Source organism: Streptomyces albus subsp. albus (assembly GCF_000719865.1).
GTDB classification, from domain to species: Bacteria; Actinomycetota; Actinomycetes; order Streptomycetales; family Streptomycetaceae; genus Streptomyces; species Streptomyces albus_E.
Genome location: NZ_JOID01000001.1, coordinates 366,939 through 379,087 on the forward strand (window position 1 = coordinate 366,939; position 12,149 = coordinate 379,087).

11 protein-coding genes are annotated in these 12,149 nt (G+C 70.4%); 4 read left to right on the forward strand and 7 right to left on the reverse strand.

Going from position 1 to position 12,149, the window contains the following annotated elements:
• Positions 1-164 precede the first annotated feature (164 nt).
• A complete protein-coding gene (locus IF83_RS35235; protein ID WP_279617203.1) occupies positions 165-296 on the reverse strand; it encodes a hypothetical protein in 132 nt (43 codons plus the stop codon).
• 37 nt (positions 297-333) lie between these two features.
• On the opposite strand from IF83_RS35235, the gene IF83_RS33545 reads away from it, so the two are divergent.
• Positions 334-585, forward strand: coding sequence for a hypothetical protein (locus tag IF83_RS33545; protein ID WP_158710968.1), 252 nt, complete (start codon positions 334-336; stop codon positions 583-585).
• A gap of 8 nt (positions 586-593) precedes the next feature.
• Complete coding sequence (locus IF83_RS29705) at positions 594-5,105, forward strand: golvesin C-terminal-like domain-containing protein (protein WP_244176744.1); 4,512 nt, start codon at positions 594-596, stop codon at positions 5,103-5,105.
• A gap of 67 nt (positions 5,106-5,172) precedes the next feature.
• On the opposite strand, the gene IF83_RS0101665 is transcribed toward IF83_RS29705, so the two are convergent.
• The gene (locus IF83_RS0101665; RefSeq protein WP_030542180.1) at positions 5,173-5,757 is read right to left on the reverse strand and encodes an SMI1/KNR4 family protein; all 585 of its coding nucleotides are present in this window, start codon (positions 5,755-5,757) and stop codon (positions 5,173-5,175) included.
• A 114-nt stretch (positions 5,758-5,871) separates the two neighbouring features.
• Between IF83_RS0101665 and IF83_RS0101670 the strand changes: the two genes are divergently transcribed.
• Entirely contained in the window at positions 5,872-6,435 is a 564-nt protein-coding gene (locus IF83_RS0101670; protein WP_030542181.1) for a dihydrofolate reductase family protein, read from the forward strand.
• Positions 6,436-6,500: 65 nt separating this feature from the next.
• Here the strand turns inward: IF83_RS0101670 and IF83_RS0101675 are convergent, their stop codons facing one another.
• Both IF83_RS0101675 and IF83_RS0101680 read right to left on the reverse strand, forming a co-directional pair.
• Complete coding sequence (locus IF83_RS0101675) at positions 6,501-6,950, reverse strand: ATP-binding protein (protein WP_030542182.1); 450 nt, start codon at positions 6,948-6,950, stop codon at positions 6,501-6,503.
• Between the two features lie 423 nt (positions 6,951-7,373).
• Complete coding sequence (locus IF83_RS0101680; RefSeq protein ID WP_030542183.1) at positions 7,374-8,903, reverse strand: helix-turn-helix domain-containing protein; 1,530 nt, start codon at positions 8,901-8,903, stop codon at positions 7,374-7,376.
• Positions 8,904-9,477: 574 nt separating this feature from the next.
• Between IF83_RS0101680 and IF83_RS0101685 the strand changes: the two genes are divergently transcribed.
• Positions 9,478-10,779 carry an amidase domain-containing protein gene (locus IF83_RS0101685; RefSeq protein WP_158710970.1) on the forward strand — a complete coding sequence of 434 codons (1,302 nt, stop codon included), beginning with the start codon at positions 9,478-9,480 and terminating at the stop codon, positions 10,777-10,779.
• 3 nt (positions 10,780-10,782) lie between these two features.
• Here the strand turns inward: IF83_RS0101685 and IF83_RS35240 are convergent, their stop codons facing one another.
• The 3 genes from IF83_RS35240 to IF83_RS0101695 all read right to left on the reverse strand — a co-directional run bounded on the left by IF83_RS35240 (position 10,783) and on the right by IF83_RS0101695 (position 11,857).
• Positions 10,783-10,914 (reverse strand): hypothetical protein, encoded by a 132-nt coding sequence (locus IF83_RS35240; protein WP_279617204.1) that lies wholly within the window; start codon positions 10,912-10,914, stop codon positions 10,783-10,785.
• A gap of 119 nt (positions 10,915-11,033) precedes the next feature.
• A complete protein-coding gene (locus IF83_RS0101690; protein ID WP_030542185.1) occupies positions 11,034-11,489 on the reverse strand; it encodes a PLL family lectin in 456 nt (151 codons plus the stop codon).
• Between the two features lie 20 nt (positions 11,490-11,509).
• Positions 11,510-11,857: a hypothetical protein gene (locus IF83_RS0101695; protein ID WP_030542186.1), complete on the reverse strand. Its 348-nt coding sequence runs from the start codon at positions 11,855-11,857 to the stop codon at positions 11,510-11,512.
• Between the last annotated feature and the right edge of the window lie 292 nt (positions 11,858-12,149).

Here is a 12,149-nt window from a genome sequence, read left to right on the forward strand (position 1 = left end):
CGTCGGCTCGGAGGTGTCCCGTACGAGGTGCCGTGCCGGGATCCTCCCCCGTCACATATGTGTTGAAGATGTGTCGGCGCGTGGCTAGAGTGCGGAGGCCGTGCGAAATTGGCATGGACCATTCAACGCCGTGACGGGGGATCCGTGCACTTACGCACCGCGCTTCAGATCACCGCTGACGCCCCGACCCCGCCGGCGGCGGGGTGCAGCGCGGAGAGCGGGAACAGCGGCAGCGCCGGCGCCTCTCCCCCGGCGACCGAGGCCGCCACGACCACTGGCGCACCCTCAGCGAACACGCCCGACCCCAGCGCGCCGCCGCAGGAGTCGGATCCGGTGCCGTCGTTCTCCCAGGAGGGCAGGACGCGCATTCTGCGCCACGGCGATGCGGAAGCGAAGGCCACACCCAAGGAGAACGGCGTCTTCACCGCCGTCACCGTGCACAACGACACGGACGAACCAGCGCATTACGACATCGTTGTCAGCATCGGCGACGGCGTCGAAGAAAACGGTGCTCGCCAAGGCCGACGCGCGGTAGGCAACGCGCGATGCACCACGCGCAGAAGACAACCCGCAGCAGACGACTAAGGATGCCTGTGAGACACGCGTACAGGCGCCGGCGTGTTCCCGTCACCCTGGTGACGGCGATCGCCCTGGCGTTACCCCTGAGCCTGCCCGCACAAGCGGCCGGCCCCACGCCACCGGACGACGCGGCCCAAGGCTGGGCCGGGCAAGCCGATGCCGAGCCGCACCGGAAGCCGGACGAGAAGCCGGAGCCGAAGCCGCGTTCCGTGGCCAAGGGCGACCGCACGGCGGTGCTCGGCCCCGGCCACTCGGCGTCACAGGACAAGGCGTTCACCACGTCCGGGGACGGCACCGGCTTCCATCTCCTCGTCGCCGACGAGCGTGACGGCTACGCGTGGAAGGCCGCCGCGACCCTGTCCGAGGACGGCTTCGACGCCGACACCTGGATCGGCAACGCCTGCCTGACCGGGTCCGGGAAGTACGCGGCCGTCGCGTACGCGCCCCGGACCTTCACCAACAAGCCCGAGCTGATGGTGCGGGGAGCGTTCACCGCCATCGTCGATCTCGGCAGCGGCGAGGTCACCAAGCTGCCGTTCACCGCGTCCCTGGCCCACTTCTCCCCCGGCTGCGGCACCGGCCGGCAGGCGGTGTTCACCCAGCTCTCCTGGGACGGCGACGCCGAGCAGAAGACCCGGCTGATCAGCGTCGACGCGGCCACGGGCAAGCCCTCCCGGCCGGTGGCGTTCCCCGGGCAGGTCACCTCCGCCGTCCCCACCCGGGACGGCATCGTCGCCGCGCACGGCAACAAGCTGGTGCGGATCAACGGCAGCAAGGAGCGGGTGCTCGCCGCCACCACGGCGGTGCCGTTCCAGATCACGGCCGACGGCGACGGCGGCGTCACCTTCATCGACCGGCAGCCGGAGAAGACGGACACCGAGACGGTGAGCTGGGCCAAGCACCTGACCCGCTCGCAGGTGAGGGCCGGTGAGAAGGCCGCGCCGGTCACCGTCGCCTCCGGGCGGCTGCGGGACTGGGACCTGACGGGCACCCCGTCGGGGCAGGTCTTCATCACCGGCAAGGCGGCCGGGAAGGGCAGCCTGCCGGACAAGGTGGAGAACCCGGGCCGCCTCGCCAAAGGCGCCCGCATCTCCAGCCTCGGTCACGCCGCCGTCTCCACCACCTGGGCGGACGGAAAGACCAGCCTGATCACGCCCAGCGAGGCCGACGCGGTCCGCGACGCCCGCACCACGCTGCGCGTGCTCGCCACCGGGAAGACCGTCACCCTGGACGTCACCCCGAAGGCCGCCGGCGGCAACGCCCCCGTCGGACGCGCCCCTTCACCGGCCCTGGAGCTCCCGGCGGCGCCGCGGCAGGGGCCGAAGCCGCAGGGAGGCGCCGCGCCGCTCGACGAGGGCGGGATGTCCGCGCAGACGGTGCGCACCCAGCCCCTCGCCGGCAGGGCGGACAGCCCGTCCGAGGGCACGGATGAGCGCTACTGCGGGGTCGCCCGCAACGACGTCCGGAAGCAGGCGTTCCAGCCCACTCCCCGGCAGGTGGAATGGGCCGTGGACCAGGCCGTCGTCGGTGAGCTGAACTTCTACCGCTCGCCGAACTGGAAGAACACCGGCATGGGCGGCTACCAGCCTCAGGGCGGCCTGTTCCCGGCGACGGTGCTGGCCGGTGACCCCAACGGCACCCTCGACAACGAGGACCCCGACGTCACCGACCGCTGGCACATACCCTCGCAGGTGATGCTCGGCGTCACCGCGCAGGAGTCCAACATGTGGCAGGCCACGCGGTTCGCCGTCCCCGGTGTCACCGCCAACAGCCTGATCGGCAACTACTACGGCACCCAGTACACCTCCGACGGCACGCAGGCCGACCCGTGGCGCATCAACTTCTCCGAGGCCGACTGCGGTTACGGCATCACCCAGGCCACCGACGGCATGCGGCTGTCCGGCAAGGAGAAGGACGGTGAGACGGCGCTGTCCACCTACACCCAGGAGGCCGTCGCGCTGGACTACACCGCCAACATCGCCTACGGCGTGCGGATCCTCTCCGACAAGTGGAACCAGACCTACCGGGCCGGCATGAAGGTCAACGACGGCCACCCGCAGTGGATCGAGAACTGGTTCTTCGCCCTGTGGGCGTACAACTCCGGCTTCTACCCGGACGCCGACGCCGGCGGGCACAAGGGGCTGGGCTGGACCAACAACCCGGCCAACCCGCTGTGGAAGGCCAACCGCGTGCCCTTCCTGCAGAGCGCCACGAACCCGGCCGGGGACGACTACAGCCATGCCGCGCACCCGCAGGACTGGCCGTACGAGGAGAAGGTCCTCGGCTGGGCGGCCCGCCCGATCTCGGCGATGTTCGCCCCCGGCGACTTCCGGCCCGGCTATCTGGCCGCCTGGTGGAACACCAATGCGGACCGCAGCACCGTCAAGCCGCCGCTCGACCTGTTCTGCGACGCCTCCAACGACTGCGAGCCGTCCAAGATCGGTGAAGACGACTCCAACGATCCCGGCCTGGGCGCCTGCAAGCTCGACGCGGGTGACTCCAAGAGCAACCCCCACTGGCTGCACTGCTGGTGGGACAAGCCGGCCGAGTGGAAGAACTGCGACACCGGGGCCGAGTGCGGCCACCAGGTGCACCGTTTCAACACCTCGTATCCGGAGCAGCCGGACGCCAACTCCTATCCGCCGCGCTGCTCCAGCGGCCTGCCCTCGAACGCGCTGATCGTGGACGAGCTGCCCGACGGCACCACGCCGGCGGGATCGGACGCGCGCGGATGCGGGGCGGTGCGGTCGGACGGCACGTTCGCCTTCACCTACCGGCCCTCCGACATCATCGACGCGGACACCGGGGACACGATCACCACCTATCCGGGGAAGATCGACACGCATCAGATCGGAGCGGCCTACGGCAACCACTTCTGGTTCACCCACACCCGCTCCCCCGAGACGTTCCCGGAGCCGGGCGACCGCATGAAGGTGACGGGCACGTGGAAGCTCGGGAGCCGGATCACCTCCCATGACGGCCAGGCCAAGGTGTACGCGCACATACCCGACCACGGGGCGCAGACCTCCAAGGCCGAGTACCGCATCAAGCACGCGCACGGCACCACCGTCAAGGCGGTCTCCCAGGACGCCAACCAGTCCAATAAGTGGGTCGACCTGGGGGCGTACCGGTTCAACGATGCCGTGCCCGAGGTCAGTCTGGACAACTTCAACGGCGGCGACGGCTCCAAGGACATCGCCTACGATGCCATCGCCTTCGTACCCGGGGACTATGACGGTCTCAACGACATCGTCTTCCCCGAGGCGGACCCGAACGCGCCCGACGTCAACTTCGTAGCCGCTCAGAATGCCGAGGAGGTCCCTGCGGGCGCCGCTCTGAAGTCGTCGGCGGCCGCCGCGCCGGAGAGCCCGAAGTGCGCGACCGGTCGCGACGGGATCCGCTGGTGCGGCTCCTACGTGCCGCTGGACGAGAAGAAGGCCATGTCTCTGAAGGGGGACGAGCGAGCCGCCACGGCCGCGGGCCCTGTCGGCTGGTGCGCGAATGTCAACGGCGCGGCCATGCAGACCAGGACGCAAGGATGTCTGCGCGGCCTGCTTCCGCTGACGGCGACACGGAACGGCGCCCCCGTCGGCAACGCGACCATGAAGGTCGTCCAGGAGATCAACCTCGACCCCAAGTCGAACGAGTTCACCACGTGGACCCAACTGTCGCTGGTCAACATGACGGGGCTCACCTCCACCACGCTGACGTCGTTCACGGAGGACTGCTGGCCGACGGGCGACTGCACGGAGAGCACCGGCCCCTGGATCGGCAGCACGACGTGGACCCCCGGTGACACGCACGTCGCCACCCGGACCAACACCTACACCTGGAAGAAGACCACCGGGGGCGAATCGAAGCTGGACTTCACGTGGAACACCGCCTGGTCCACACCGAGCGCCGGTGTCCAGGCCGTCCCGAAGTGGACCAACAACGCCTTCGACGTCCGCTGCGACAACAAGGTGGGCGGCAACACCGGATGCGTGTTCCCCCGATACACGCCGACGCTTCAGCTGAACACGAAGAAGTACCCGGCCGCTGCCGCGTACTACTGGGTGCTCATGGAGAAGCTGGCCTCACACCCGGGCAGCGAGCAGCACAACAAGCCACTGCACCGCCTGGCGGATGAGGCGAAGGCCAAGGAGAACCGGGACAAGATGTGCATGCTCGCGGTCGCGGAATGGAATCCGCATCCGAACGCGGACGGCACCAGTTGCGACGAGTACCCGTTCGCGAAATCCCGTGAGAGCGGCGGGATGACGCTATCTTCGGGCAAGCACTGCGCGCAGTTCTACGCGGACAAGCAATCCAACGGAAGCTGGATGCTGAAGCTCGACAACAACTACCCGTATCCGACCTGGAACGAGATCTGCGGCCGCGCCGCGGTCCCGGCCAAGCAGAACACGGATGCCGGTGGCGACCTCGGGCGGTTCACGTCCGAGATCCGTCTGCTCGACCAGGACGCGTATGTCGTCCAGACCGGATTCGAATACTGCGACATCAAGTCGGTCTGCGACATCAGCTGACAGCGGCACCGCGAAGGAGGCGTCCTGCCGGATCACCGTGATCCGGCAGGACGCCTCGTATCCGGGGTCAGCCCGTGACCCATTCCAGCATGCGCCCTTCATGGACCGACGGACGGCGCCGCGCGGCCGGCAGCCGCAGCGATCCCTCCACCGCGTCGCACAGGTCGGTCAGCATCGGAGCCATGGACGGCCAGAGCAGCACGTATTCGGGGTCGCCGAACGACATCTCGCCGACTTCCCCGTAGTGGCCCGTACGATGGTCGACGAACAGCAGATCACCCGTGAGGTCCTGGGCGAACGGAACCCACTGGGTGTGCGCGATGCGCCCGACCACTTCCTCCTCATAACCTTCCTCGACCGCTTCGTTCGCCATCGAGGAGAGGTTCTGATGCCATTCCAGGATTCCCTCGGTATCCAGCAGGCTGTACCCGAGGAGAAAGGCGCCGGGCTCCGTGCTGGATCTGCGGGGTGTGACACCGTCGTGTTCCGAGAGGAGCGCCTTCAGTTCACCGTGGAGCGGAAAGCCGATACCGCTCTCCAGACGGGATATATCGGCGTCCGATGCTCCTGGGCGGAGCGCGGAATAATCGCCCGGGGCGTTCCGCCGGAGCCACTCCTCGAATCGGCGCCACAATTCCTGCATGGTGTTCATCCCGTCTCTCGTGGTTCCCGCGCACAACAGCCGAGCCGTCAGTTCCTCGTGCCACGGTAGCCTCCGGCGCCCGGCAGCCGTACTGTCGAACCCCGTGACCGAGGAGGACCTCCGATGCGCAGCGTGACCTACTCGATGGGCGTCTCCCTGGACGGCTACATCGCCGGTCCGGACGGCGAGTTCGCATGGACGGAGCCCGACGAGGAGGTCTTCCGTTTCTGGATCGACGACATCCGGGAGGTGGGTGTCCACCTGCTGGGGCGGCGGCTGTACGAGACGATGCTGTACTGGGAGACCGCCGACGAGGATCCGTCGCTCGACGACGCCTCGCGCGAGTGGACCGCGCTGTGGAAGCCGCTGCCGAAGGTGGTGTTCTCCACCACGCTGTCCGAGGTCCAAGGCCGGGCCCGCCTGGCGTCCGGCGGCCTGGCTGAGGAGATCGAGCGGTTGCGGGCCGAGCCGGGCGAGGGCGACATCGCGATCGGCGGCGCGACGCTCGCCGCCGAGGCCGCCGCGCTGGGCCTGATCGACGAGTACCGGACCATGGTCCACCCGGTGCTGGTCGGGGGCGGCACCCCGTTCTTTCCGCGGCACGAGCGCCGGGTGGATCTCGACCTCGTCGAGACCCGCACCTTCGGCTCGAAGGCCGTCTACCTCCGCTACCGCGTGGCGCGTTAGCCCGTTCGTCCGCCGGGCCCCGGCCTCGCCGGTCCGGGCGGTGAGGGGGCGCACCGGGCGGACGGTCACAAGGGTGCCGGTGCCATGAGCACCGCGCGGACGGTCTTGCCGCTGGGCGGGCGGGGGACGGTCTCCCAGTGGTCGGCGAGGGCGGCGACGAGCGCCAGGCCGCGCCCGCCGGTGCTGAGCGCGTCCGGTTCGGTTGCCGTCGGCGGGAGTTGGGGGCGGAGCTCCCCGCGGGCGTCGGAGACCTCGACCCGGAGGCGGCCGGCCGGCGGGTCGAGGACGAGCGTCAGCCGGAAGCAGCGGCCGGGCAGACGGCCGTGCAGGACGGCGTTGTTGGCCAGTTCCGCGACGACGATCTCGGCACGCTCCGTGAGCTCCTGCGGAGCGCCCCAGGAGCGCAGCTCGGTCACGGCGAGGAGCCGGGCGAGCCGGGCTCCTCGCCGCGTGGACGACAGGAGTTGCGTAGACGTACTGGTGAGCGAGGCGGTGTGCGGTAGCGCGTGGTTCATGACGCCAGAGTGGATGCCGGATCCGCGCGAAGGCGAGCCAAGATCCTCGTACACCGCCGCGCGCGTACGGTCACCCGGGGTGAACAGTGCGTGAGGCGGGCCGTGACGCCGCGTCGCGAGCGCGAGGGGGCCGACGGCGATGGGGCGGTGACGTTCCGGCCCCGCCCAGCCCTTGAACGGCAGCGGCACAGGCAGCGGCAGCCGCAACCGCAGCGGCACACTGTGGTGGTTCCGGCGGACCCGGCGGACCGGCCCAGCCGCGCGCCCAGGGCGGGCCGTCACGCTGTTCCCCCCGTGGCGACGGCCCGCCCTCCCCCGTTGCCCGCCCGGCGGGTGGCTTGCCGGGCGAGGTGGGACAGACCTTAGGAAGCGCCGCGGGCGGCGGGCAATGCGCACGGTGCGCAGTCGCGGGGCGGCGGCTGTTCACGGTGCACGGTCGGCGATGCGGAACGCATGGACCAGGTCGTGGGTGCCGGGGCCCGGGATCAGCAGGGTGCGTTGCAGGAGTTGTTCGGCGGTGCGCAGATGGGCGCGGACGGTGGCGCGGCTGATGCCGAGGTGCCGGGCCGTCCGCTGGGCGTCGGTGCCGGCCTCGATCCAGGCTCGCAGGGTCCGGTGCACGGCGTGGTCCGCGCCGGACCGCAGGGGCTGGAGGAAGGCGCGGGCCCAGGTGACGGCCGCTTCGGTGGACAGCAGAGCGTCCAGCGAAGGCGTCGGCGGACGCTCGTCCACGCCGTTGCCTTCGGGCGGCGGGAGATCGCTGATCGCCAGGGCCAGGGCGAGTTCGGCGCGGCTGCGGGGGTCCCGCAGGTCGAGGCCGAGGGCGTCCTGGACGCGTCGCAGATGGGCGGTGACGGTGTTGCGGCTGACGTCGAGCAGCCGCGCCACACCGGAGCGGGGGAAGTGCAGGGCGAGGCTGGTGATGTCGAGGGTGAGCCGGGGGGCCGCCCTGATCGGGCCCAGGAGGGCGCGGGCCCAGGCGAGGGCTTCCCGACGAGGGAGCAGCCCGGCCAACGGCGGCCGGCCGTGGTAGTCGGCGACCCGTTCGGGCGTGTGGCAGGCGACGGCCAGGGCGTGGCGGGCCTGATCGTAGGCCTGCGCGGTGGCCGGCAGGGGCACGGAGGCGCTGATGCCCAGCGCGTAGTCCGGGTTGTCCCGCACCAGCGCCCGCAGGGACGCGGCCAGGCCGTCGTCCGCTCGGTGGGCCTCGTCGTCCGCTTGGCCGGCGCCGTCGTCCGGGGGCAGGAGGCAGACGAGGTGGTCGTCGTAGACGGGGCAGCGCACCATCAGGCCCCGGCCGTGATAGCCGGACTCGTCCTCGTAGGCGTCGATGAGCCTGCCGCGGTGCGACGGCGGGCAGCGCAGCAGGTGGACGCGGAGACGTCCGGCGTCCAGCAGCGGCGGCACGGCGCCGGCCGTCATCCGCCGGGCCAGCGTCGGTTCTCCGGTCATCAGGGCCGCGAGAATCGCCAAGCGAAGCCGTGCCGCCGCCCGCTGATGGCGGAGGGCGAGGTCGTCGGCCCGCCGGGCGCGCCGCACCACCTCGACCAGGGCGCCGACATGGGACGTCAGCGCCAGCGCCTCCCGCGTGAGCGGCCGCGGGCCGGCCACGACCAGCACCGGACGCGGCACGCGCCGCCCCAACGCTTCGCACCGCACGTGGTACGGGCCCGTCTGCGAGGCCGTGGCCGCCAGTTGCCCGTCGGCCAACCGCGCCGGCACCGGCTGGAGACCGCCGACGACGTCCGCCGGAAACCGGGCCGTGGAGACCTCCACCGTGCCCGAGCGGTCCACCAGGGCGATCTCCGCGCCGAGTTGCCGCCCCAGCCAGTCGATCAGCGTCTGCGGATCGGGGCCGGTTCCGGAACCGGGATCGGGATCAGCGTCCTGGCGGGCACGAGAACTCAGCTGACGCAGCAGCTCATCGAGTACCTGAGGTGTCGACACGGCCATCCTCCGCCGGCTCGTCGGCCGCTTTCTCCGGGTCGGCCGTCGCGCACTCCCCGGAGCCCGGAAGCATCGGCGGATCTCCGCACGGTGCTCCATGAGTTCCCGGCCGACCTGCCTGCTCATACGGCGTCCGATCCTACGGTGAGACCTTCCCCGTCAGTGACGGCGAGGCCTCACCGCGGGTGAGCCGGGCCGCCGTGCTCACGGGCGGCGACGAGCGCCGGGTTGGGCAGCATCACGCAGACGGCCAACGCTCTCAACGCGCAGGCAGGCAGCCAAGTCCCGGATACCTGAGGGGCATTTGCTCCGCAGCGTTGCCCCGCCTCACATGAGTCGAAGCGCTTCCGTTTGCAACGCCTTGGTGCACCGTGTCTCTACAACCTCCGCCCCCGGGCAGCTGTTGCCAACCCCCAGGAGCGCCAGCAGGATTGCCCCTGATCCGCACGTGAAATGAGAAGCCCCATCCCGGGCTTCGACGGGGGCATTTCGCGAAACCAGGTGGACGCTGCGGATGTCCTCTCGGTACGTGCCCCCTGTCTTCCGGGAAGTGGCACGGCACGGAGGAAAGGGCATCGGCATGAGAATCGGCAAGAGAAGTCCGCTGATCACACTTGGCTTAGCTGCGGCATTGATGATCCCCGCCGCCCCGGCCGGGGCACTGCCCGGGCCCAGTGGTCCGGCCGGAGAGATCGGAGTCGAGATCGGGTTCGGCAGGGGCGGGAAGTTCCTGGACCTCTCCGTGACCCTGGGCGGGCACAAGCGCGTGGTCCTGGAACTGGTCAAGGAGTATCTCGCCGCCCGCGACCAAGGCTGGAGGGAACCCGGGGGCCCCGGCACCGCCATGGCCGCGATCGAAGCGGAGGGAGCGGAGATCGGGAACCAGGCGAGAACCTTCGCCACGGGCCCTTCCAAGGTGGCCGCCGAAGCGTCGGCCGCGGAGGAGGGCGACCTGCACGCCACCGGCGTGGACACCGGCTTCTTCGACGACGCGAAGGTGAAGTTCAAGGGCAGGACCGCCACCGTCACCATCACTTCCGGCACGTTGCTGACCTGGAACGACACAGCACTGGGAGATTCCAGCCTCAGCGACACCTACATCGTGACGCTGGAACGCGAAGGCCGGACCTGGACGATCACCGACGCGTCCTACGCGCCGATCCCGAGCACGGCGGCTCCGAAACCGGAAACCCCCTCCTCCACCACGAGCACCACCGAGGCCAAGGCGGCGCCGGACGGCGTGAGCACTCTGGCGGAGCACACCTACGACCGCGACGCCGCGGTCGCGTACGCGCTGCGATGGTCCACGGTCTACAAGAGCCGGAACGGCATCGTGGTCCACGAGGCGCGCAACACGGCCGAGTACGACGACCTGGGCACCACGAACTGCGCGAACTTCGTCTCCCAGGCCCTGTTCGCGGGCGGCTGGCCCAAGAGGGGCGGCTGGAACCCGAGAGATCCCAGCAACTGGACCAACGACCTCCTTCAGAACAGCCCCACGAGGACCTGGGTCAACGCCAACTGGCTCTTCGACTTCGCCATCGAGTACCGCGGCTACGAACGGAACTTCTGGCCGCCGTCGGATCCCACCGCGGAGCCCGGAGACCCGGACTTCGCCGTCTGGGAACTGCAGCCGGGTGACCTGCTCTTCGCGGACTGGGACACCGCCGTACCCGATGGTGTGCAGGACCACGTGATGATCATCACGGGGACGTACACCAGTCAGGGCTTCACGGAACCCACCTACTCCCAGAATTCCCCGAACCGGCACAACCTGCCGCTCAGCATCGGCATGAAGATGGCGTACAACGGCCAGTACCTCGACCACGGCTACCAGCCGGTGTACACCCCGGTTCCGCTCCACGACACCTTCGACTACTGACCCTCACCAGGGCAGGGTGGAGGGCCACCCTCTCGCCCCATCGCACCGAACGACTGCCCCCTCCGGCGAACGCTGCGGGTCCTCGGACAGCAGGCCCAGATCGGCGATGACGTGCTGCCGCAGAGGGCTGACCACGCTTCTCACCTCCGACCGGCCGGCTCGGACCGCTGAACAGCGCATGCCACCGGGCCCCGGGGCTGCCATGACAGCTCCGGGGCCCGGTGCTTCGCGGGGCACGGTCGGCGGACGGCGCGTCAGCCGCTCGTCGTCCAGTTGTGCCACCGGCCGTTGTAGTGGCAGTTCTGCCAGTAGGAGTAGTCGGCCGTGCGCACGTAGACGACGATGCAACGGCGGGAGGTGCCGGTGCCGTTGTGCCCCAGCATGTCGTCGGCTCGGCCGTTGCCCGGCATCTCCTTCCAGCCGCCGGCGTTCTTCCACGTGTGCCAGATCGTGCGGTTCGGAGCGATGACGAAGACCTCGTCGGTCCGGCCGTCCTCGTTCCAGTCGACGTAGCCGGCCTTCAGGTCCGTGCCGCACATGTAGTAGCCCCGGTGGCCCCAGGCCGTGACCGGGCACCGGGCCGCGGCCGCCGCGGGCGCGGCGTTGGCGCCGGTGGCGGCCGGCGGTGCCGACGCGGCCGGCGGCGCCGTGACCGCCAGGGCCGCCAGGGCCGCGGACGCGGCGAGAAACGTCTTGGTGATGACCGTCATGAGTTCTCCCCCGTCCCCGCTCAGCACACCACGACGCGGTCGTACCGGCCGCCGACGGTCTGGAAGACCCAGCCCGACCGGTTCGGCATGGACTTGCAGCCGCTGTCCGACCAGTTCTTGACGACCACCTTGACGCGCATGGTCTTGCCGCAGAAGTTGCGCAGGTACACCCGGACTCCGCCACCGGGCTTGTTCGTGACGCTGGTGCGCTCGATGCACGCGGGCGCGGTCCCGGCGGCGGTGACCGGCCCGGCACTGCCGCCCCGGCCGGCGTCGGCCCGGTCCGCGGCCGTGGCGCCGCCGGTGAGGCCGGCGGTGAGCGCGGCCGCCGCGGCCGCCGTGGCGACTACTGATGTGATCCTGTTCATGGTTCCCCCTTGTCGGTGGTGGCCGGGGAACGGTGCGGGGCGTGGTGACCGGCACCGTTCCGTCCGGCCTGGCCCCACCGAGACTGCAGGCCAATCCGAAACGGGGCCAGGGGTATCGGGCCGACCGGGACAACGTGGGACGTCCCACGTGCTGACCTGCGAAGACGTACGCCGGAACGCCGGACCACCGGGACGCCGGGCCGCTGCGGGACCTGGCCGAAGAGGCATGGGCGCAGGGTGAACCGGGGCCAGGAGCCTGCGCCGGGGACGACGGCGGTCCGAACATGGAGGA